Annotated in this window: 16 protein-coding genes; 11 read left to right on the top strand and 5 right to left on the bottom strand. The window is 52.5% G+C overall.

Features of this window, described 5'->3' with window-relative positions; translation table 11 throughout:
* Nucleotides 1–48: 48 nt before the first annotated feature.
* The 3 genes from VFA09_12005 (at nucleotide 49) to VFA09_12015 (ending at nucleotide 4,889) form a co-directional block, all read left to right on the top strand.
* A complete protein-coding gene (locus VFA09_12005) occupies nucleotides 49–1,269 on the top strand; it encodes an alanine--glyoxylate aminotransferase family protein (GenBank protein ID HZU67991.1) in 1,221 nt (406 codons plus the stop codon).
* 224 nt (nucleotides 1,270–1,493) lie between these two features.
* Nucleotides 1,494–2,249 carry an HAD-IA family hydrolase gene (locus VFA09_12010; protein ID HZU67992.1) on the top strand — a complete coding sequence of 252 codons (756 nt, stop codon included), beginning with the start codon at nucleotides 1,494–1,496 and terminating at the stop codon, nucleotides 2,247–2,249.
* 357 nt (nucleotides 2,250–2,606) lie between these two features.
* A complete protein-coding gene (locus VFA09_12015; protein HZU67993.1) occupies nucleotides 2,607–4,889 on the top strand; it encodes an amino acid permease in 2,283 nt (760 codons plus the stop codon).
* Nucleotides 4,890–4,960: 71 nt separating this feature from the next.
* On the opposite strand, the gene VFA09_12020 is transcribed toward VFA09_12015, so the two are convergent.
* The 4 genes from VFA09_12020 to VFA09_12035 form a co-directional block, all read right to left on the bottom strand.
* Nucleotides 4,961–5,689, bottom strand: coding sequence for an isochorismatase family cysteine hydrolase (locus VFA09_12020; GenBank protein ID HZU67994.1), 729 nt, complete (start codon nucleotides 5,687–5,689; stop codon nucleotides 4,961–4,963).
* 33 nt (nucleotides 5,690–5,722) lie between these two features.
* Nucleotides 5,723–6,463 (bottom strand): NUDIX domain-containing protein, encoded by a 741-nt coding sequence (locus tag VFA09_12025; GenBank protein HZU67995.1) that lies wholly within the window; start codon nucleotides 6,461–6,463, stop codon nucleotides 5,723–5,725.
* Nucleotides 6,464–7,016: 553 nt separating this feature from the next.
* Nucleotides 7,017–7,424 carry a hypothetical protein gene (locus VFA09_12030; GenBank protein HZU67996.1) on the bottom strand — a complete coding sequence of 136 codons (408 nt, stop codon included), beginning with the start codon at nucleotides 7,422–7,424 and terminating at the stop codon, nucleotides 7,017–7,019.
* Between the two features lie 29 nt (nucleotides 7,425–7,453).
* Nucleotides 7,454–7,957, bottom strand: a complete 504-nt coding sequence (locus VFA09_12035) for a DUF6036 family nucleotidyltransferase (GenBank protein HZU67997.1) — start codon at nucleotides 7,955–7,957, stop codon at nucleotides 7,454–7,456.
* A 286-nt stretch (nucleotides 7,958–8,243) separates the two neighbouring features.
* Here VFA09_12035 and VFA09_12040 point away from each other — a divergent pair, with 286 nt between their 5' ends.
* Complete coding sequence (locus tag VFA09_12040; GenBank protein HZU67998.1) at nucleotides 8,244–11,495, top strand: helicase C-terminal domain-containing protein; 3,252 nt, start codon at nucleotides 8,244–8,246, stop codon at nucleotides 11,493–11,495.
* 635 nt (nucleotides 11,496–12,130) lie between these two features.
* Here the strand turns inward: VFA09_12040 and VFA09_12045 are convergent.
* Nucleotides 12,131–14,464 (bottom strand): ATP-binding protein, encoded by a 2,334-nt coding sequence (locus VFA09_12045; protein HZU67999.1) that lies wholly within the window; start codon nucleotides 14,462–14,464, stop codon nucleotides 12,131–12,133.
* Nucleotides 14,465–14,743: 279 nt separating this feature from the next.
* Here VFA09_12045 and VFA09_12050 point away from each other — a divergent pair, with 279 nt between their 5' ends.
* The 7 genes from VFA09_12050 (at nucleotide 14,744) to VFA09_12080 (ending at nucleotide 23,654) form a co-directional block, all read left to right on the top strand.
* On the top strand, nucleotides 14,744–16,306 hold the full coding sequence (locus tag VFA09_12050) for a hypothetical protein (protein ID HZU68000.1): 1,563 nt from the start codon (nucleotides 14,744–14,746) through the stop codon (nucleotides 16,304–16,306).
* A 104-nt stretch (nucleotides 16,307–16,410) separates the two neighbouring features.
* Nucleotides 16,411–16,758: a histidine triad nucleotide-binding protein gene (locus VFA09_12055; GenBank protein HZU68001.1), complete on the top strand. Its 348-nt coding sequence runs from the start codon at nucleotides 16,411–16,413 to the stop codon at nucleotides 16,756–16,758.
* 12 nt (nucleotides 16,759–16,770) lie between these two features.
* Nucleotides 16,771–17,946, top strand: a complete 1,176-nt coding sequence (locus VFA09_12060) for a glycosyltransferase family 1 protein (GenBank protein ID HZU68002.1) — start codon at nucleotides 16,771–16,773, stop codon at nucleotides 17,944–17,946.
* Nucleotides 17,943–19,112 (top strand): glycosyltransferase family 1 protein, encoded by a 1,170-nt coding sequence (locus VFA09_12065; protein HZU68003.1) that lies wholly within the window; start codon nucleotides 17,943–17,945, stop codon nucleotides 19,110–19,112. Before VFA09_12060 ends, VFA09_12065 begins: the two co-directional genes overlap by 4 nt.
* Nucleotide 19,113: 1 nt before the next feature.
* Nucleotides 19,114–20,289 (top strand): glycosyltransferase, encoded by a 1,176-nt coding sequence (locus VFA09_12070; GenBank protein ID HZU68004.1) that lies wholly within the window; start codon nucleotides 19,114–19,116, stop codon nucleotides 20,287–20,289.
* Nucleotides 20,258–22,126 (top strand): S9 family peptidase, encoded by a 1,869-nt coding sequence (locus tag VFA09_12075; protein ID HZU68005.1) that lies wholly within the window; start codon nucleotides 20,258–20,260, stop codon nucleotides 22,124–22,126. Before VFA09_12070 ends, VFA09_12075 begins: the two co-directional genes overlap by 32 nt.
* Before the next feature lie 199 nt (nucleotides 22,127–22,325).
* Complete coding sequence (locus VFA09_12080; GenBank protein ID HZU68006.1) at nucleotides 22,326–23,654, top strand: protein kinase; 1,329 nt, start codon at nucleotides 22,326–22,328, stop codon at nucleotides 23,652–23,654.
* The last annotated feature ends 99 nt before the right edge of the window (nucleotides 23,655–23,753 follow it).

The raw sequence follows: 23,753 nt of genomic DNA on the forward strand, positions 1-23,753 counted from the left end.
ACGAAGGAGATGCGAGGGAATGCATCTCTCATTGAAAGGAAGGCAATAATGGCACAATTGGTAATGGGTCAGAGTAAAATGTACGAAAACGCGCTACCCGAAATCAATCCTTCGTACAGGTTGCTGCTTGGCCCTGGTCCCTGTAATGTTGATCCGCGCGTTCTGCGCATCGCCTCGGCGCCGCAGCTTGGGCATATCGACCCGGAATTTTTTGCGATCCTCGAAGAGACGGCGCAGTTTTTGCGCCAGGTATTCCAGACGAAAAACGAGATGACGCTGTGTGTATCCGGCTCCGGCTTCTCGGGAGCCGAGGCAGTATTGAGTAATTTGCTCGAGCCGGGCGATACGCTTATTGCCGGCAGCCTGGGTTTCTTCAGTGGCAAGATCGTTGAAATCGCTGAGCGGGCAGGCGCGAAGGTGGTCAATCTGGAAACTGAACTGGGCAAGCCACTTGCAGCGGAAACACTCGAGCAGGCATTTCAAGAACATCCCGGCGTGAAGCTATTTGCCACGGCCATCGCGGAAACCTCGACCGGTCTATTGCAACCGCTGGACGAATTGGAACGTATCACGCACCAGCATGGAGCGCTTTTTGTGGTGGATGCCGTCTGCGGACTGGGCGGTGTGCCAATGAACGTCGATCAGATGAAGATCGATGCCTGTTACGCCGGTAGTCAAAAGAGCCTGGGAGCATTGCCCGGTCTCGCGCCCGTCACGCTGAATGAGCGCGCGGAAGAGGTCATTAAGAATCGCAAAACGCCCGTCCAGAGTTATTATCTGAACCTGCAAGACCTTCATCGCTATTGGAACGGCGACCATACCTATCACCATACGGCATGCAGCAATGTAGTGTATACAATGCATGAAGCGTTGCGCATCGTCCTGGAAGAGGGGCTTGAGGCGCGTTGGGCGCGTCACAAGCTGAATGGTGAGGCGCTACGAGCCGGCGTCAAGGCAATGGGCCTGAATATTCTTACACAGCCCGGTTATGAACTGCCGGTGCTGACGGCGATCATCCTGCGCGAAGGCATAGATGAGCAGGCGGTTCGCCAGGCGCTGCTAGATGAATATAGCATCGAGATAGGCGGTGGCTTCGGCGCGCTGAAAGGCCGTTTGATTCGTATTGGCCTGATGGGCTACAATTCCTGCCGTAAAAATGTCGATACCGTTCTGGCCGCGCTCGAACATGTCTTGCCGCGCTGTGGTTTCCAACCCGAAGTTGGAGCGGCGCTGGCAGCTGCTGACCAGGTGTATAAAAATCAAAAATGAACCACGAGGGCCGATGAAGAGATTTCACGATCAAAACCGGTGATCCAGGTACTTCAGGTCATGTCATTCTGAGCGCAGCGAAGAATCTCAGTCACCCTGGGCGTAGATTCTTCGCTGCGCTCAGAATGACATGACCTGAAGAGTACTTATCGATTTTGCTTGTGGAACTTCATTATCGGCCCTTAAGGGGGCATTACTAGATTACAATAGGTAGCGAATCAATCATGGGACTCGAGCAGCCACAAGCAATCCGCACCATCTTTTTTGATGCCGGCTATACCTTGTTACATCCCAACCCTTCTACCGCGGAGATTTGCCAGCAGGTATGTGAGCGGCTGCATTTGCACCTGCACCTGGACGAAGTCAAAAATCGTATGCTTGATGCCGAAGAATATTTCTGGCGCCAGACAAGACAACGCTACCAGACCTGGGCCAGTGAGGAGACGATTACCGAGTTCTGGGTGGGATATTATATGAACCTGCTCCGCCCATTCATTGAGGAACATGATGAGCCACGCCTCTACCAGCTGGCATTAGCAATCACGCGCGAGTTTGACCAGCATACCAGCTGGCAACTGTATCCCGATGTACTACCGACCCTGGAAGCGTTGAGAAAACAGAACTACACCCTGGGGGTCATCTCCGATTGGGGCATTGCCCTGAGCGCTATTCTCCGGCGCCTTCGCCTCACAGACTACTTCGATTGCTTGCTCATCTCAGCCGCCACGCGTCATGCAAAACCCTCCCCTACACTCTACGAGCGAGCGCTTCAGAGGGCTAACAGTATCGCCGATTATACACTGCATGTAGGAGATTCCTATATTCATGATGTGTTAGGGGCGCGAGCTGTTGGCATAACACCAGTACTACTTGATCGCCAACGAACATTAGAAGAATCAAACGTCGATTGCTTGCTAGTGCATTCGCTGACTGATTTACTGCAATTACTGGAAATTGATTCGCCTCATGAACACAGGTAATTGTATATTTACCTCTAAGTGTTTTGCTGCTATACTGACGCAAGGTCAGTCTCTCGAAAGAGGATTTGAGATTGGTGAGGGTGGGAGATTCTTCGCTGCGCTCAGAATGACAGGCCTGCGGTATGCGCTCAGCATGACAGGCCGAGGATATGGGCTGAGAATGACAGGCCTGCGGTATGCGTTCAGCATGACATGCGAGGATATGGGCTGAGAATGATAGGTCTGCGGTATGCGTTCAGCATGATATGCCCTGGGTGTCATTCTGAAATCCAGGGGCATATCATGCTGAGCGTGTGAGCCGAGGCCCTGAGGAACGAAGGGGAAGAATCTAAGCAGGGCGCCAGGACGGGGTGAACGATGAAAAAGCAGGCCGGGCAGTACACGCCGACTGTTTTACAAGCCGCCATAGGTGAGCCATTGCGCTCAGAGCAGCGCACAAACGAGTATTTACCGCGCATACTTTCGCGGGTAGATATGCTCGTCATCTTCATAGCTATCGTCCTGTTCATTCCGAATGCTTCCGTCGTGCAGGCAGCACAGGGCGCGAGCAGCACCATCTACCTCTATTGGATTATTGGCACAATAACATTTCTCATACCCGGAGCAATCATCACCGGGCAATTGTATCGCCTCATGCCCGTGGATGGCGCGATTTATGTCTGGACGCATCGCGCGCTCGGCCCCTTATGGGGCTTCTTCGCCGGATTCTGCGCCTGGTTTCCCGGTATCCTGGTACTGCTCTCTACCAGTGATATCATCCTCTCACTACTACAAGGTATTTCAACGCAAATTTACGGCACTCCGGCACACTGGTTGACGACCCCGTGGCAGCAGGGGATCGTTGTATTGATCGTGTTACTTTTTGCCGGCCTGCTTTCTATTGCTTCGCTGCGCTGGATTATGAAGATCGCTAAATGGATAATCTTGCTCTATGGCATCAGTATTTTTTTAGTCGGGCTGGCGGGATGCGTATGGCTACTGGCCGGTCATTCCCCACGGGTCTCACTGACGAGCGGTAGCATGACTTTTGGTGGGCAAAATATCGTGCTGTATGGAGTGATTGTGCTTGCCCTGCTTGGCGTCGAAGTGCCAATGAACATGGCCGCTGAGACACAACAATCGAAAGCGGTTTCGCTCTTTTTGCGTTGGGGGCCGCTACTGGTTTTGCTGGCATATCTCCTGGGAACATTCGGAGTGATGGTCGTAGTACCCACAAGCAGTGCCAGCCTGGAATACTCGGCAATTCTGGCGGTCAGAGCAGTTTTCGGCCTGCCTGCTGCTGTGCTGGTCGGTTTGATCTTCATCGGTTTCTTCATGACCGCTACAGTCATTTATAATGTGACTTTTTCCCGCATTTTGTTTGTTTCGGCATTAGATCACCGTTTACCTCCGGGCCTGGCCAAAGTGAATCGCTATGCGGTCCCTCATCGCGCTACTACCGTTCAGATCGTACTGGTCGGCCTTATTGCCATCTTCACGTATTTTATAAGTCCTCTATTGTATAGTATCGATCCGCTGGCGCTCTCCGCGGATACGTACAACATCAGCCAGGCGACTACAACCGTCATCTGGTGCATATCGATGGTCTTCCTCTTCCTGGATGTACCGCTGCTTTTGATACGCTTTCATGAGCTTTTCGCGAAGAAACGCGAATTGCTCATCACGCGGCCCTGGGTCCTCTATCTTTGTGCAGTTATAGGAGGAGTGGCGAGTATACTGGCTATCTGGACAACATTGACACAGTCCTGGGATAGCAATCTGATTTCCAATAGCAATTGGCTGAAAATTGTTGGTATTTCTACCCTGGTGTGCATGGCAATCGGCCTGATGGGTTCAGCATACCCCCGGCTCCTGGGCAGTCTGAATGAGCAGACGGAAGCGGCGCGCGAGAATGCGCGCCTGTTTCATGAATTACGTCAGGCATATGAGCGACTCAGTGAACTTGACCAGCTCAAAGATGCCTTTTTGACGACCGCCAGCCATGAGTTGCGCACACCGCTCACCATCGTACAGGGATACCTGGAACTGCTCGGAGAGCTTGATGAAGGCGTTGATCCGGAGCTCCGGCGCGCTTTTCTGGGCAAGGCCCGTCGCGCCTGTGATGAACTCGTGTTATTGCAGGCAAATATCATGGATGCGAGCCGTATAAAGTTCGATACGGCCACACTGATCACAACTAGCCTGCAATTGCGGGAGATCACTAACTCGGTTGTCGATCTCTTCGAGCCGATCATTGTGCAAGAGGAACGGAAAACGGAAGTGGACATTGAGCCAGGTGTTCATGTGCTGGCCGATGAGACCCGCTTGAAGCAGGTGCTGCGCAACCTGATTGCCAATGCCCTGCGCTACTCACCCCCTAAAACGCCCATTTGTGTCAGGGCAAAAGTGCTGTCAGAAAAGGATATGGCGGAGATACATGTGATAGACCATGGATATGGCATACCACCTGAAAAGCAGGAAGCGATTTTCGATAAGTTTGTGCGTCTTGATCGCGATATGCAGAGTACCGTCCGTGGAAGCGGGCTTGGACTCTATATCACGCAGCAGCTTGTCGAGGCCATGAAAGGGACGATTCGCGTCGAGAGCAGCGGAAAACCTGGCGAAGGCTCAACCTTTATTTTCACGCTGCCCCTGGCGTAATGATTAGCACTGTGTCTGTCCCCCACTGTCCCTACGGCTTCGACAATTTGTCAAAAGGCGTAATTGCATTATCAAACGATTTCGCGCACCACCTCAACGCCGTTCAGCCGCATATGATAAAGGAAAACCAGGTGCAGGAAATCCCCATCATGCGGCAACGCCCCAAGCTCCCTGGCCGTCTCTACGGGCATATCGTAGGTTTGCACGGCATTCGCAGGCACGAGGACACGCATTTTCAAGTTATGTGCGTTGGCATGCAGCTTCAGATGCATAGCCATTGTGTACACGCAAAGATCGGTGCAATTTCCCACGATTATCGCGGCTCGCAGGTCGTGACGAGTATCTAACCATTCTTGCAGGTGCGTCCCATGGAATGCGCTGAGAGAATTTTTGGGAAAAATTTTATACAGGTCGGCAAAAGGCAGGTTTGCCAGTTCGGGAATAGTGTTGGCCTCGCCGGTGCCAACCTGGCAATGCTGTGGAAAATCCGCAAACTCTACTGCATCTGGTGTATGGCAATCCTGGGCAAGCACAAAGTCTCGCACGCCAACTGCATAGGCGCCCTCGAAAGCCGCTCGCACTGCCGGAATAATGCTATTGACCCGCGGGCTGGATAGCGCCCCCTGGTGACAGAAACCATTAATCATATCGACGCTGAACAGGGCAACGTGTCCCTGCTGCGCATCCTCGCGCAAATCGTTCCAGGAAATGCGCGGCAGATCGCGCTCCCATTGCACGAGGGCGGATAAGAATTCGTTAGAGCGTTCTATGAAGTTGCTAGGAATGGTTGAGGTCGTCATGGCATGCCTCCTTTTGGCTGGCAAATTGAAAACTTATAATTTGGCTTCCGCGGCAGGATTGAAGCGATACAGGCGAGCCGGGCGGTGCGTTCCCTCCATTTTTTTGGCGCCTGTATCCTCAAGGATGCCGGTCGAGAGAACCTTCTTACGAAAATTGCGTTTATCCAGCTTGCGGTGCAGGATAATCTCGTAAACGCGCTGCAACTCGCGCAAAGTGAACTGCTCAGGCAGCAGATTGAATGCAATTGTCGTATAGTCGAGCTTACCACGCAAGCGTGTGAGGGTATATTCGAGAATCTGGGCATGGTCGAAAGCGAGTGGCGGCAGATTGTACATCGAAAACCAGCGTACATCGGCTGCATCGTCCGCGGCCCTGACCTGCAAGCGTTCGGAGTCCAGCAAGGCGAAGTAAACGACGGTAATGACGCGCGTGCGTGGATCTCGTCCCGGATCGCCAAAGGTATAAAGCTGTTCCAGGTACACATCGTGAACACCTGTCTCTTCCTGAAGCTCGCGTTTGGCCGCCGTTTCCAGCGATTCGTCCATCTGTACAAATCCGCCAGGAATCGCCCACATGCCTTCATAAGGCCAGGAACGGCGCTTTACCAGCAGGACCTGAAGATCACGCTGTCGCAGGCTCATCATCACGACATCCACGGTCACGGATGGCCGTTCATATTTACTGGCATCGTAGTGATGTGCCTTCGCTTCAGGAGTTTGCTTTTCGGCATGCGCGCTATTTGCTGTGCCACTCTGCTGTTCCGTCTGTTCCATATCCAGCCCAAAATCTCTTTCTGTTGTATTTCGCTGTCATTAGAAGAATCGCTGAGACCCTCACACCCGCCGCCATTCTAAGGTCTATTATACCTTTATCCTGTTGCCCGATTTCATGGCAGCTTAGTGTAAAAGTAACACTAATATAAGGGATGAGAGTATCAGCTGTCAAGCATTTTGGGCTGGTGATTTTGAGCTGCAAAAACATATCGCTTGCTACGTTTCTGGTCGGTTGCCATCGGTGGTTCCACCTTTTCCTCTTTAGCCGTAGCCAATGGAGTAATCTATGTTGGCTCGAGTAATGGGAATCTGTATGCATTCAACGCTCAGACCGGGGTGCAGCTCTGGTCAGCTTCGTCCGGGGGTGAGTTTTATAATCCCTCATCCGGGAAGCCTGCATCCCAATCTCAGGCTCCGTATCCAGCATTGATTGCTGCTAGTGTTTGGTTCTCATTAAAACGTCCGGCTCCCCAAGTTTTCAGGCGGAAAAAAACTGAAAGCTTCGGGAGCCGGCGGAATTTGCTATCTGATCGAATGAGATAATTGCTCAAACTCATACCCTATCAAGCATACGGTCACCACCAAAAATGTTGCGCATCTTGAAAGGGGCAGGCGTTGTTGCCAGCTGCCAGGCCCGCAATCGCCATCCCTTATAAAGAAACCAGGGCTCTTGTAATCTGTAGTCTGGTTGACTCGTCCAAGTCGGGAAAGGCAGTCTATCTTGCCAGCAAAGCCATTCGACCATAGCGGCGCAGAAGGCAGCCCATTTTTCCTCTTCAGGGGAAGAAGCCGATGCTATCGGTTCTGTCACTAACTCTAGCCGGTCTTCGACAGCAGAGCGTTTCCAATCATCTAAGAAATCACCGATTGCGACCCAAGGCGTGGTGCTGTTCCTGCCACGGATGCGGTCAAACGTTTCGGCGATAGTCTGTCTATGCCAGTTATATGAAGATGCGGGCATCTAAAACTTCTCCTCGTTCGCGGAAACGATTATTCAAAAAGCTCATCAATCATGTATTCTATTCTAGGGACTAATAATTGCTCGGGTATATACTTTTTGACCAGTGCTAACGCTTCGTTCGAGTTTGATAGTTTCAGATCACGAGCTAATGCTTTCATGTCTTCGATATCTTGCGGGCGACCGGCGATTGCTTTCATGGCAAACAAATAGTCCAGCGAAGGAATATAGATACGTAAGCCAGGATACTCTGCCCAGAGTGCAGTTGGTGGTTGCGTGTAGAAAAAACCCTTAGCGGCGTCATTAATCCAATTTTCAGGCAACCTTTCGCGCTCAGCTACAACGCGGGCGGCATCACGAATAGTATTGGCTTGCTCTGGATTAAAGTAGGCATCAATATCCTTGGTTACCTCACGGTTCTGAACCTTGAGCAACATTACCGCCCCTCCAACCAGGAGAATTTCACCTGTTAGCTGACGTTGTAGTAGCTCTTGACCAAGCATATGAAGATACTTTTCGATGTCCTGCTTATTCATAAGGTTGCTCCCAAAGAATGCTTATGGAGAATGGAATACTCCTCTAGCATTATAATCATGTATTTAGCTCGGGTCAATTTGGCAGGAAGCTCAACTTATAGAATCTACAAAAGTATAGCGAAGAATCTCTCCTGCGGCCCTGAGATCACAAGGGCTCATCTCGTCCTGGGATGAGGACTTCTGAGTAATCACCTGCTCTTAAATGTGGTGCATCTTCCCGGCCTATGTGCTATACTTTGCATGCGTGACAAACATCCGTTCATATTTTTTTTATTGGGGAGAGAGCATGATCATGGTTGATGTAGGACTGGAGCAGATTGGCCCTTATACGAATATTCGTCTGCTCAATGAAGGTTCTACCGGTCGTACCTACCTTGGAAAACATCACAAAAAGTACGTCGTTATCAAACTATTTCATATCCCCTTCAGCACACCTGAAGCCAGGGAGGCCTTTCTTGCCCATGCTAAAAAACTCAAGAAGCTTAAACATCGCAACATCGCAGAGATACAGGACGCCGGTTTTATCGCTGGAACGGGTGGGAACGAGGAGTATGGCTACCACATTATTCAATATGTGCTGGAAGATGAGCAGGCGCAACGCTTTGTAATTGGGCAGCAGTATTCGCCTGTAGAAGTGAAGCGCATAATCTCTATTGTTGCCGATGCGCTCAACTACGCCCATCAGACCAATACCCTGCATAGCAACATCCATCCCGGCAACCTGCTTTTTGCCCAGAATAATGATATCTTGCTCACCGATTTCGCTCCACTACCGCAAAACCAGGAGCAAGGCGAAATCGCTCCTCTAACTATCACTGGTAAGGCACTCCCCTACATGGCTCCTGAACAACTACGCGGAACGCCGGTTGCCGCCAGCGACCAGTATAGTTTAGCAGTGATGGCGTTTGAATGGTTGTGTGGGCGGCGTCCTTACCTGGCAAATGAACCTGATGCTTTGCTTTACCAGCAGGAACACGAACCGCTGCCCTCACCTCGTACTTTCAATAGCGCCATTTCATCTCAGGTTGAACAGGTGCTGCTCAAGGCGCTCTCGCTGAACCCGGAAGAGCGTTTCTCGAATGTCCAGAAATTTGCCGATGCCTATTTGCGAGCATTGATGGGCATTCCCATGGCTGAACCATCGGAGACGAAACAGGTATCAGTATCATATAGCGAACCTGGTTCCACTGCACGAAACATCCAACAGCCAGTTTCAAAAAATGAGGAAAAAGGAATCCAGGTCGCGTCTCCTGTGCCAGCCTCCAGGAAATCACATAAAGTCAAATCAATAGCACTTGCACCGGCCTCGATAGCTTCAGACGAAGTGGAGGTCGCGGCATCTCCACGCGTTTCTGCTCTACAAAAGAATAGCGATGCGGAACAAAAATTGATTGCGCCCATTTCTACACAATCCACAACTTCTGCCAGCATTGTGGATGAGGTATCAGGAGAAAATGTGAGGATAGAGGATCAATTCGCCGAACCCGAAGCGGTAGTATACGATGAGGTAATCAAGACCGCTCCGGTTGCCCGGGATAGTCAATATTCGCTGGAAGAGATTGTCACTGCCGATCTCCGACAGGGCGGCATTCTCTCGCGCAGGCTGCCCGGTTACGAGGAGCGGGCAGCACAAATTGAGATGGCGCAGCTGGTTGCGCAATCATTGACAGGCGAAGCCCCGGCCATCATCGAAGCCTCAACAGGTACGGGCAAAAGCTTAGCGTATCTCATTCCCATCGTGCGCTCAGGCAAAATCGCGATCATCAGCACGGCGAACAAGGCCTTGCAGGAACAGCTTTTCTTTAAGGATATCCCCTTTGTGCAGAAACACATTCAGCAATTTGATGCTGCCCTGGTCAAGGGCATGGCTAACTACGTGTGCCTCGACCGGCTGGAGGAGGAACGCAACGGGATACAGCACCTGGTCAAGAATCGTGATTTTATGCGGCTGGTCGATATTGTCAATGATCCCGATTCTAGCTTCACAGGTGACTTTGAGACGCTGGATTTTACGCTTCCCGCCGATATTCGCAGTAAGGTCTATGCTGAACGCGATCAATGCACATGGGGCAAATGTCAATTTTTTAAGGATTGCTATGTGCGCAAGATGAAGGTGAAGGCTGGATATGCGAAGGTGATTGTCGTCAACCATACGCTGCTGCTCATCGATGCGGAGTTAGAGGGCTTTCTGCTGCCCGAGCGCGACGTGATCGTAGTGGATGAGGCGCATCACCTGGAGGAAGAGGCGACGCGCGTTTTCACCGTAAAGGTCAGCTATGGACAGGTGACGACGCTGCTGGCACAACGTTTGCTCAAGGACCATAGCGCGGTGAGCCTGCAGGATGAGGCCGAACACACCGCGAGAATTACCTGGGAACGTCTCTCACAGGTGGCCGATCCTGGCAACAAGGGACGAGTCAACCTGGTGGACCCATTGGAAGAAGGATTGGCCCTGGCGAAAGTACTGGACAGGCTGGCAAATTCACTGCGCCAGATGCGCCCGAAGTCGATGACCGAAAAAGAGGATCAGATGTACGATATGCTGATTGCTCGCACAAAAAATCTGGCGGCAAGCATGCGTACAGTTTTTTCAGTCGATCAGCCGGATAAATTTGTCTACTATGTCGAACGTGTCAATACGCAGGGAAGGCGTGGGAGCTATCTCGAGGTGTTTGCGGCTCCTCTGGAAGTGTCCGGCTGGCTGAAAGAGCGATTGTTTGATAAGTATAACGTGATCTGTACCTCTGCGACGCTGGCAACGATTGGCCCGAATCCTCAGAGATTGGATGATCGCGGCCCGAATTTCGCCTATTTCCGCCGCCGTGTGGGACTCGACCATCACGATTATCCCAATGTCCAGGAACGCATTCTGCCGCTCACGTTCGATTACGAGCATAATGCTGTCCTCTATATTCCGCGTCACTTGCCGGAACCCGTGTATGGTTCGGGGCCGGAGGCGATTCGCTATTCGAAGTCCATCGCGCGCGAAATGATGAAGCTGGTCGAGGCTTCGCGCGGACGGGCCTTTTTGCTCTTTTCGAGCAGGCGCATGCTCGAGGAAGTATTTGACGAGTTTTGTCGTTCGCTGCCCTCACACCTGGATTATCCACTGCTGCGACAGGGAGATATGACCCGCCTGGAGCTTACGCGCACATTTCGCGAGACCGAGGGAGCCATCCTCTTTGGTCTGAAGAGCTTCTGGGAAGGCGTGGATATCGCCGGGGAGGCACTTTCGCTGGTGGTAATCGACAAGCTGCCGTTTGACCCGCCGGATGACCCTGTTCACGAGGCGCGTGTTGCGCACATGAAGGCCGCCGGTGAGAACTGGTTCGGCGCCTATGTGCTTCCCCAAACTGTGCTGCGCCTGAAGCAAGGCCTGGGACGTTTGCTGCGCACGCACGACGACCGCGGCGTAATGGCCATTCTCGATACGCGCTTGCATACCAAGGGTTACGGGAGATTGATCTTGAACGCGCTTCCCCCTGCACGCAGGACGACGAGTTTGCGGGATGTGGAGGAGTTCTTTATTCAATCATAATTTGCCTGCTGTAGGTACGCCATTTCCTACATTTGGGGAGGTTGTTGCCACAATTCCACCTGGCCTTGTCTTCAAGACAGGGATGTATCTGTCTTCTGATCAGCAAATAGTACCTATCCGGTTCCTACATTTTGAGCGGGACAGAATAGTTATTGATGTGGCCGGCCAATCTTCGGCTATCAGTGCTATCTTTGAAAGCATACAGCGTTTCCTATCTGAACTACGCTCTCCAGACGGGTCGCCTATTATTGGAAAGCCAGAACGTATCCTGGACTATTCTGAGATTACTGCAAAATACCCATTTGTATTGGATTCAATGCTTTCGCGACCGCTACGGAAGCTACTCAGTAAAAAAACCAGTACTCCCGGTAGTAAGAACGGTTCAGTTCTTATTCCTACGCTGGCTGTACAAGCATATCCTTATGGACAGGCGTTGCCAGCAGTGCCGGGAGCTAATGATGTCCGTGTCTTTACATTTAGTTTGCGATCTGGAACCCGGCCAGAGGAACACATCTATTTTAGTAGTGCTCCTCTAGATTCTGAAGCACATCTAAGTTACTTGAGAGAGTTGGAAACTGCTCTTGGAACTTAATGGTCTTGGTGATTCCTCTTGAGCCATAACGATTCGGAAAATTCTAGCCCGGCTCCGCTAACGGAAGCGTAAACCAGAAGGTCGAACCCTTGCCCGGCGAACTCTGCACTCCGACCTGACCACCGAGGCGTTCGATAATCATGCGGCTGATATGCAATCCCAATCCCAGGCCAACTCCAGAGCCACTCTTGACCTCCACTTCCGGCACGCGATAAAAGCGCTCCCAGATGTGCTGCTGCTGTTCCCTGGACAATCCTGGCCCTTCATCGCGCACGGATACTTTGGCCATGCTACCGGCAAGTTCAAGGCAGACCTCTACCGGCTTATCTGCCTCTGAGTATTTGAGGGCATTGGAGAGCAAATTGCTGATTACCTGCCGCAGGCGATCGGCATCGGCCATTACCAGCACCTCATCGGTTACGTGTGTCACCAGTTTGATAGTTCTGGCGGGAGTTAGATAGCGTTGATCTTCGACACTCTCATGCACTATGGATAACAGGTCGCAAAGCTGGGGATGGAGTTCTAACCGGTTAGCATGAATGCGAGCCACGTCGAGCAGGTCGCTGATCAAGCGGTTTTGCATGCGAATCTGCCGCTCTGTACGGTCAATGTGACCCTGGATGGCAGTTAACATAGCCGTTACTTCGCCAGGTAAGTTCGCCTCTTGCTTGAGCGCTCGGTTTACCTGTCGTTTAGCAAGCTGAACACTTCCCTGAATCGTTGTGAGGGGAGTACGCAATTCATGACCAGCGATGCCGATGAACTCATCCATCAAGCGATTCGTTTCTCGCAACGCCAGTACAGAAGCCTGCGCCTCGGTGCGCTCCTGAAATAACCGGCTGCGCTCTACAGTAAGGACAGCCAGTTGGGCCAAAGCCCTGGCTAGCGCTATTTCATCCTCAGAATAGTCATGCGATGGATCGCCTGAATCATAGGTAACCACTCCAACTATTCGTCCCTCGAGCATCATTGGTACCAGTAGCAGCTTCCTCGGCCCATAAGCATTGGGGCGACCGGCAAAAGGAGGTTCTCGCAGATCGAGAACCACTGCTTCCCCTGCCAGGATGCGGCGCTCTATAGAAGTGCCAGCAACGAGTTCATGTATGGTGAAGCCTCTCTGCCTCTTCCGCCAGGCCTGCTCATGTTCAGGAGGCATCCCAACTGTCGCTTTGGAGCGCAACTCCTGCGTCGTTTCCTTGAAGAGTGTCAGGCTCACAAATGGGTAACCCACGACCTGGCTCATGAGACCCGCAAGGCGCTGGACAACGACATCTATATCACTTTCTTCACCGGTTTCCTCGCCATCATTTTCCGCTTTTTGCATTACTCCTGCCTGTACCAGTGCCTCCGCAAACTGCAAGAGGGCTTGCAGGGCAGCGCGGGTGCGCTGAGCACCCCGGCGTAGTTCGGTCACGTCGCGCATCACAACCACTGCTCCCTGGACATCTCCTGCCTGGTCGCGAATAGGCGCTCCACTCACATTGTAGATGCGATCTTCTCCATTGACGGTGCGCAGCATTATATCAATCGCGTGCGAGCCTGCGAGAATCTCACCCTGAAGGACACGTGCCGCGGGCAGTTTCTCTTGAGGAAATGGCCGGCCCTGCTCGTCACGCGGGAGAAACATAGAAAAGCGATTGGGAAATGGTTGGTCTGCATAATCGCCCTGCTGGGTATATGGATTGAACGCCTGGGCGGCAGGATTTGTGCGCCGTACATGATAGGTGTTGTCATAGACGAAGACCCCGTCGGCGATGGCTGTAACGATGGCTTCCAGTTCGTTTGCCTGAGCTGCTGCCTGAGCTTTCTCCTGTTCTAACTGTGTTACCAATTGTTGTATCTGCTGGTGCGCTTGTTCAGCGTGGCTGCGCGCGTATTCGATACGACTGACAACCAGGCAGATAGCAATACCAAAAACCAGGAAAGTTCCTGTTTCCAGGAGCGGTTGCGCCGAGGAAAGACTCCATGTAAAAGTGGGAGGAAGGACTATGAAATTCAGCAAGATTGCTCCGCATAAGGTAGCAATCAGGCCCGGGCCTGTACCCCACAAAAGAGCAATCAGCAGTACAGAGGATAGAGCAAATATTCCTCGCAGAGAAAAGCTGGGAAAGATGTGCAGCACGAACAGGGTAAATAGTATCATCAAAGCAGGCAAGCATAGTGATGCCAGATAGCCAACCAGCGGGGCATTCCAGGGAGCGGGAAGCCAGGTAGGACTAAATGCACTCGCCCGCAAAACCCGGCGTATGTTCTTCCAGTTCCATATTGAAAGGTGGGATTTGTCTGATGAATCCGGTTCGTTCTGGGCTACATTGGGTATTGCCTGTTGTGGGAGGTCTCCTGGAAGCCTGACCTCGGCAAGCTCTTTCTGTTCCATGAGCGTTCCTCTTTACTTATGTTAAACCTATGATGGTGTTATTGGTAGAACTATATAACAGGACCAGCATGTCAGGCAACCTCTGAAGCCTTCTTAAAATTGAAAAATATATACGATAAACTCTACTCTTGAACACGCCAGAGATAGGGAACGGATGACAAAACATCCAAAAATAGGGGCTAGACAAAGCCATTGCATAGGGCTACAATGGGAAGTGCATTCCGACGCTAGGACAGAGAGTTTTTGTCCAGTTTGTATCAGTTTCAGGGGAGATTGCGCATGAGCAAGATCAAGATGCGCTGCACCACCTGCGGCAAGTGGTTTCAGTCGGCTAATGCTAAAGAAGTAACTTGCCCAGACTGTTTGCAGAAGGCCCGAAAAGAAAAATTGGCGGCAAAGTCAACTCCACCCGCCACAAGCAGAATCGCAGACCAGGGTGTTCCTGGTGCAACAGGTACTACACGACCAACGCCACCACCTAAACCAAAACCGGCCCCCGGTGAAACAAGCCGTTGGTTCGATTCCGTCGAAGATATCAAAGTAGGCGAACCGGATTCGCCACAACGTCCCAGGTTGCCTTTCTCCCCTGCTCCTCGCGATAATCGCGGTGGATCAGAACGTATGGGTAATCGCGGGCCGGGCGGTTATCGAGAAGACCGCGGCCCAGGAGGCTACCGGGATGATCGTATACCGGGTGGCTACCGTGAAGATCGCGGGCCAGGAGGGTATCGAGAAGATCGGGGATTAGGAGGGTATCGCGAGGGGGGTAATCGCGGGCCAGGAGGGTATCGAGAAGATCGCGGGCCAGGAGGGTATCGAGATGACCGCGGCAATCGTGGGCCGGGTGGTTACCGCGAGGATCGCGGGCCGGGAGGCTATCGAGTTGGCGGTTCCGGTATAGGAGGCACTATTGGGCAGCGACCTCGCCAGCCTCTGGAAGGTGGCTATGGGCGCGGGCCACGACCAAAACCGCCGGGTGAGCCTCGCCGCGACCGCTTCCCAGGTGGCAATCGGGGCGGGCGGCCAGAACAAAAAGTCAAGAAGCCGAGGCCTGCCGCGCCACCTAAGCCAAAACGTGAGAAGATTCCGCCACCGAAACCTTTTGTACCAACCGAAGAGCAGGTCAAACAGGTTGAGGAACGCTACCTGGAGCTGGCAACGCCGACCGAGTTTGACGGTATTCGCACGCAGATCTCGAAAGAGCTGGGTATACCCAAGAAAGCCGTCAAGAAGATCGTCAAAGAACTGCGCGACCGGCAAGGTATTCCAAGCTGGTGGGAAATGCAGACCTACAAGGGCGATAGCGAAGAACTGGCGAAGATCAAGGCCGCCTACGAACCGTACCTGCCTCTTCCACCTGTCGGAGTGCATAAGACGATTGCCGATGAGCTTGGTCTTAAGCCGAGTACGGTCTACCAGGCAATCAAAGCGATACGCCTGGAAATGAACCTGCCGCAGTATAATGATCCCGCGCTGCATGGCCTCGAACTCCAGCCTAAGAAAAAGAAGGCCGCTGCGGATAGCTCTGCAACAGGAGAAGAGGATAAGACCGAACAGGCGACATCGACAACGGAGTCCGCTTCACCCACCGAGGGTGCCGAAGGTGTTCCTGTGGCTGCTGATTCGAATGATGGAAAGGCAATCGTAGATACTGAGATGGTCAGAGGGACGGATGAAGCAGCAACAACTTCCGATGTTGTAGCGGATACTTCGAGTATGGTGCAAACTGCTGATACCAGCGCGAATAGCCCATCAGAAGCGGAGCATACGCCAGGCGCACCTGAAACTTCAGAAGCGATTGCGGCAACGCCGGTCGACGGGGGGGCAAGCCAGACAGAATAACGCGCTGTTGACGTTCATCTGATCGAAGACATGCAATGGCACCCCTCGTGGGTGCCAGCCCTTTTATCGGATGAAGCATTGTAGCACGATAGCAAGGGGAACCTATGGAGGAAAACTGCCTGTTCTGCAAAATTGCAGCCGGTCAGATACCGGGTAAAATCGTCTACCAGGACAACGATGTTGTAGCGTTTGAGGACATTAACCCGCAGGCTCCGCATCACATCCTGATCATTTCTCGTCGTCATATCCCGTCAATGGCCGATTTGACGCTCGATGATGGGCCTGTACTTGCCTATATCTTTACTACCGCGGCAAAGCTGGCTCGCGAGATGGGATTTGAGAAAAGTGGCTACCGCATGGTAACGAATGTAGGGCCTGATGCCGGGCAAAGTGTCTTTCATTTGCATTTTCACCTGCTTGGGGGTCGCAAATTTGGCTGGCCTCCAGGATAATGATCTTTTCTTATGCGTATTGCTATTGACTATACGGCGGCGGTCCGGCAAGGAGCCGGCGTCGGAAATTATGTACGCAGCCTGGTCGATGCCATGCTCGCGCAGGATACCACGAACCAGTATATCCTGCTGACAAGTGGACGCCCCACAAAGGAGCGTCCTTTTCCTGTTGCGCAGAATGTGCGAGGGCGCAGCGTCTTTATCCCCGACCGCTATCTGAACATCCTCTGGTATCGCTGGCGTCTGCCGCTTTACGCCACGTTTTTCACCGGGCAGGTAGATATCTACCATGGGCCCGACTTTGTGTTGCCCCCGCTCAACGGCAAATTGCGCAAGGTCGTAACCGTCCACGACCTGGCCTTTTTAGAACATCCAGAGTATGCCGTCCCTGAGCTTGCAGTCTATCTGACGAAAGTTGTACCGGAAGCAATCAGCGCCGCCGATGCAGTGGCCGCCGTCTCGCAAGCAACGAAGCAGGCGCTTATCGAACACTTCAAGACGCCGGCGGAAAAGATTACCGTCATCCCTAACGGCATCCGGCCAACGTTCCGGCGCATTACCGACCCGCTACTGCTGGGAGCAACGCGCAATAAATATGAACTGAAACATCCATTAATACTGGGTGTTGGCACGTTGGAGCCGCGCAAAAATCATCTTGGATTGATTAAGGCTTTCTACCAGGCACAGGCCAGTGGTGGAAGCGGAAAGGGTAAGAAGCAGCAGCAGCGACCGGCAATGCTGGCTCTTGCCGGCGGTCCTGGCTGGCTCTATGACGAGACGCGGCAACTGGTGGCCGACTTGAAACTTGAGAAGAAGGTTCGTTTTCTAGGGCGTGTGAGCGAGCTTGAATTGATTACGTTGTATAGCCTGACTGACGTGTTCGCTTTCCCGTCCTTTTTTGAGGGCTTTGGCGTGCCGCCTCTGGAAGCTATGGCCTGTGGCGCTCCCGTCATCACCTCGAATACATCTTCTTTGCCGGAGGTGGTGGGCGACGCGGCGTTGCTGGTCGATCCACACGATACGAACGAACTGGCAAGGGCCATTACCCGCCTCATCGAGGATGAACAATTGCGCGAGGAGCTGCGCCAGAAAGGTTACGAGCAAGTCAAACAGTTTACCTGGCCCAACTCGGCCCGCAAAATGCTTTCTTTATATGAATATCTTTATAAAGAGGGGCGAGCCGGATGAAAATAGGCATCAATAGTCTCTTCTTTCAATTCCCCAACAGTGGCAGCGGGCAATATCTTTCTCATTTGATACATGCTCTGGCCGAGGTTGACGAGGAAAATGAGTATGTCCTGTTAGGGCCGCGTCCTCTATTATCCCGGCTCGATGATAATATGAGCAGGTTTTCTACTGTGATAAAACCTGTCCCTGGCCTTGCCTCGCGCAATGAAAACGTAGAAAAGCTAATCTGGGAACAATATACAGGCCCCGCTGCCGCGTGTAAGGCCGGCGTGGATATCTTTCACGTGCCTTATTTCGCGCCGCCCTACTTTCCGCGCACTCCCACCGTCGTCACGATTCATGATGTGATTCCCATGCGCCTGCCACTCTATCGTGCCGGTGCCAGTGTCAACGCGTATATGAAACTGGTGGCCCGCGCCGCGCATAGGGCTACATTGGTGATCGCCGTTTCCCAGCATGCCAGGCAGGATATAATAGATGCCCTGCATCTTCCTGCCGAGCGTATTCGCGTGATTTATGAGGCGGCGGGAGAAGAGTATCAACCTGTTACCAATGAGGCAAAACTGGCGGAGGTGCGCAAACGCTATGGCGTGGGTTCGCGCTATATCTTTTATCTCGGCGGGCTAGATGCACGTAAAAATGTGCCACAGTTGGTGCGCGCCTTCGCTCATGTGTATGGGCGGCTGGGCGACCCCAATTTGCAACTGTTGATTGCCGGCAACCCGGATAAGCAAAGTGGGCCGCTCTTCCCCGATCCACGCCCCGTCGCGGCGAACCTGGGTATGACGGGCCAGGTCATTTATCGCTTCATCGAGGAGGAGGATAAGGCCGCTGTCTATAGCGCTGCGAGCGTGTTTGTGTTTCCCTCGCTTTACGAGGGTTTCGGGCTGGACCCCCTGGAGGCAATGAGCTGCGGCGCCCCGGTGATCTGCTCCAATCGTACATCATTGCCGGAAGTCGTTGGAGATGCCGCGATTACCCTTGATCCCAATGATACAGATGCGCTGGTCGAGGCCATGTACAATGTACTGACGAACGATGCGCTCGCGACTGATTTGCGAGCGCGTTCGCTACAGCGTGCCGCGCTATTCAGCTGGCGCAAGACGGCGGCAGAGACCGTCGCCGTTTACAAAGAGGCGTATCTACGAAGCAAAAAGAAGAGATAAAATGCGAGTTTTGATGATTTCAAAGGCGCTGGTCGCGGGTACTTCCCAGCGCAAGCTTGAAGAATTGGCGAAATGCCCTGATGTTGAACTGACCCTGGTAACACCGGAATACTGGAATCGCGATGATGGCAGCAAGCAGGTACTCGAACGTCTCTACACGAGCGGCTACCGCATGATCGTCACGCCCATGAGGCTAAACGGCAGCTTTCACCTGCATTACTATCCGCACCTTCACCAGATCATGCGCGAGGTGCGGCCCGAGATCGTGCATATCGACGAGGAGCCGTATAATTTTGCTACGTTCCATGCGATGTACCTGTCGCAGCAGCAAAAGGCGCGCGCCTTATTTTTCACCTGGCAGAATCTTTTGCGTAACTATCCGCCGCCGTTTCGCCAGATGGAGCTGTACAATTATCGTCACGCAGCTGCCGCGCTGGCAGGAAATCGCGATGCCGCGGATGTTTTGAGGCGCAAGGGCTACAGCGGCCCTATTCATATTATCCCGCAATTCGGTTTCGATACGGAAATCTACAAACGCCGCGAACCTCGCGTGCCTCGCAAAGCCGGTGAGCCGTTCACATTCGGCTTTCTTGGTCGTCTCGTCGAGGACAAGGGGTTGCCGCTGATGGTGGAGGCCCTGGCCGGCCTGCCAGAGTATTGCCGCGTGGTCTTTATCGGAAACGGGCCGATGAAATCTGTGCTGGAGCAGGAAGCAGCACGCCTGGGAGTCAGCGAACGGGTCACGTTCAAAGAAGGGATTCCTACTTTTCAGGTTCCAGACGTATTACAAAGAATGGATGCGCTCGTCTTGCCTTCCCTGACACGTCCAAACTGGAAAGAGCAGTTTGGACGCATACTGGCCGAGGCGATGGCTTGCGAAACGCCGGTGATTGGTTCTGATAGCGGCGAAATTCCCTATGTGATAGGTGATGCCGGACTGGTTTTCCACGAAGGCGACGCCCAGGAATTGATTGCCTGCATACGCCGTTTGCTGGATGACCCGGAACTATACGCAACGCTGGCAAAAAAGGGCAGACAGCGTGTGCTGGAGAACTATACCCAGGAACAAATTGCGCGGCAAACATATGAGGTGTATAGGGAGATGTTGGAAAACGGTCCTACAGTAAAACAAGAGAGGAAGCAGGATGATGGACGAAAATCAGAAGCATTCAAATAATCCATTGAATGAACTGATTCCCCGAAAAATTCTCTTCGGCAACCCGGACAAGGCCAGTCCGCAGATTTCGCCGGATGGCACCAGGATGGCCTATCTTGCGCCAGTGAACGATGTGCTGAATGTATGGGTTGGTACGATTGGCAGGGATGATTACGCGCCGGTGACGCGAGATGAGGAGCGAGGTATCCGATTTTATGCCTGGGCTGCCGATAATCAGCATATTTTGTATATACAGGATGTAGCGGGCAACGAGAACTGGCGGCTCTACGCGACAAATCTCGCCAGTGGGGAAACTCGTGACCTGACCCCGTTCGAAAATGTGCAGGCACGAGTTATCGAGCGCAATAAGCATTTCCCCAATGAATTGCTGCTCGGCCTGAATAAGGATAATCCACAGGTACATGATGTGTATCACCTTGATCTGCCTACCGGCCAGTTGAGACTGGTTGCTAAAAATCCAGGCAATATTATTGGTTGGGGAGCCGATGCCAACTTCAAGGTGCGTGTAGCAGTCACCGCGACGGCGGATGGAGGGCGCGGGTTGCTGTATCGCGAGGATGAGCAGGCAGAATGGCGGGAATTGCTCGTATGGGAAGGCGATGATAGTGAGAATAGTTACCCGGTCAATTTTTCGCTGGATGGCCAATCGCTGTACCTGGTCGATTCAAGAAATGCCAACGCCAGCCGCCTGGTGAAAATGGATATCGCGTCCGGGGCGATCACCGTGATCGCGGAAGACCCGCATTATGATGTGGGTGATGTCATGATACACCCCGATACATACGAGATTCAGGCGGTCGCCTTTAACAAGGACCGCGTGGAATGGACGGTTTTAGATGAATCGATTCGGGTCGATTTTGATACAATTCGGGAGATTCATCCCGGTGATTTCGCGATAAGCAGCCGCGATGATGCTGATGCCAGCTGGGTAGTGCGATTCACCGTCGATGATGGGCCGGTAGCCAATTACGCCTATGAGCGCAAGAGCCAGTCTGCCACTTTCCTCTTCGATAACCAGCCCGCGTTAAACAACTATACGCTGGCAAAAATGCGCCCCATTACTTTCACTGCCAGAGATGGTTTAACCATCCATGGCTACCTGACGTTGCCGCCCTGGGTGGATAGAGGTCCCTTGCCAATGGTGGTCGATGTTCATGGAGGGCCCTGGGTGCGCGATAGTTGGGGCTATAACCCGGAAGCACAATGGTTTGCCAATCGTGGCTATGCCTGCTTACAGGTGAATTATCGTGGCTCGACGGGCTATGGAAAGGATTTCTTGAATGCAGGCAATCGCGAGTGGGGAGGAAAGATGCACGATGACCTGGTGGATGGTGTGCATTGGGCGATTGAGCAAGGGATCGCGGACGCCAAAAAAGTGGCGATTTATGGCGGCTCGTATGGTGGCTATGCAGCCCTGGTAGGAGCAACATTTACACCCGATGTTTTCTGCTGCGCTGTTGACATCGTGGGACCCAGCAATCTGATCACGCTCATCAAGACTATTCCACCCTACTGGACACCGCTGCTGGTGGTGTTTTATAAGCGTGTCGGTAACCCGGATACTGAGGAGGAGTTCCTGAAATCGCGCTCTCCATTGTTCAAGGTCGATCAAATCAAAATACCGATTTTAATTGCTCAAGGTGCCAATGATCCTCGCGTGAAACAGAGCGAGTCGGAGCAGATTGTCGAGGCCATGAAAAGCAAAGGCATCGAGTACGAATATATGCTCTTCCCAGATGAGGGACACGGTTTTGCCAGGCCGGAGAATCGCCTGAAATTTTACGCGGCAGCTGAGAAATTCCTGGCAAAGCACCTGGGTGGGCGTTACGAAGAGTGATAAAAGAGGATGAGTTTTAGGAATCTCTACCCATTCCAGGGAACTTTTACCTGCTGCTCCGTTGCTAGAACATGGTGGGCTAATATGATTTTTCTCAACCCGGAAGTAGTAGCCCTGATACCCAATGACATTCTCTGCTGAATGATGTATAATAGCCGCGAAGAGATGGCTTGCCTTTCAGTCAGGAGGAGTGAGTTGCATGAGCGGTGACATGATTGGTCGTGTCATCAAGGGGCGCTACAAACTCATTGATGAGCTGGCACGTGGCAGTTTTGCTACTGTCTATATCGCGCGCGATATCAAGAGCAATCGCATCTATGCCGTCAAGGTCATGCATCTTGAATTCTCGGACGATGGTGAGTTGCTGGCACGTTTCCAACGCGAGGCGCATATTCTTTTGCATCTCAGCGACCCCCATATCGTGCAAATTTTTGACTATGGGGACGAGAGCGATATGCATTATATCGTGATGGACTACATCGACGGTCAGAACTTGAAATATCAGACACTGACATCCGGGCCGATGGACCCGTTGCGAGCCTTGAATTACGCGCGGCAGATAGCGGAGGGGCTAGATACCGCTTATAAGCATGGCGTGGTGCATCGAGATATTAAACCGCAGAATATTGTGATCAACAGCAGGGATGTCGTCAAGATTACCGATTTTGGCCTATCGCGCAGCCGTGAGACGGTGACGCTGACGCAGTCCAATGTGTTTATGGGAACGGCTTACTATATTCCGCCGGAACAGGCGGAAAGTGGGCGTTCGGCAGATACGCGTTCTGACCTGTATTCTGTAGCTGCTGTGCTATTTGAGATGCTGACCGGTCGCCCTCCATTCGAGGGAGAAACAGCGGTAGACATTGTAGTGAAGCACATGAACGAAAAAGTGCCATCGATTTGTCGCCTGCGTCCCGACCTGCCGGTTGAGATGGACCAGTTCATGCAGAAGGCCATGGCGAAATCGCCGGCGGATCGTTATAGCACGCCGCAAGAGTTCATCTCGGCGCTCGAGCAATTACAACAGCAGATACAAGCTATGCAGCCGACAGACCGGCAAGAGGCATTGGAGCGGCATCAGGGAGGAGAAGGCAAATTCGAACAACAAAAACCGCAAGTCAGAGTAGGTGCGCAAGGTACATCAGGGGAACCAGGGAGACGAGCCGGAGGGAATGAACCAAAAACAGATGGGAAACAGGCAAAATCGACGGAACCTCCTGCAAAAAAGGCGTACCTGCTCGTTCTGGCAAGTGGGCAGACCATTGCCTTAAATGGGGAGTTGATGGTGGTTGGTCGCCAGGACCCGGTACTGGGTATCTTTCCAGAGATAAATCTCGCGGATAAGACGGTGGGCAGGCGTCATGCCTACTTGCGCAACCAGCAGGGGCACTATACCGTAGAAGACCTTAATGCCTTAAATAAAACGCGCTTAAATGGAGTAGTGTTAACGCCACATGAGGAGCGTGCGCTTAAAGATGGTGATATACTGCGATTCGGGAGTGTAGAAGTCCGTTTTGAATTACGATAGATTACCAATTGTAGGGGTGCGATCTTTCGCGCCCATAGTATAAATATCAGTCGGGCGCAATGAACCAAAGCCTTGCGCTCCTACAATTCTCTAAAGAGG

This window comes from Ktedonobacteraceae bacterium (genome assembly GCA_035653615.1).
Classification (GTDB): domain Bacteria; phylum Chloroflexota; class Ktedonobacteria; order Ktedonobacterales; family Ktedonobacteraceae; genus DASRBN01.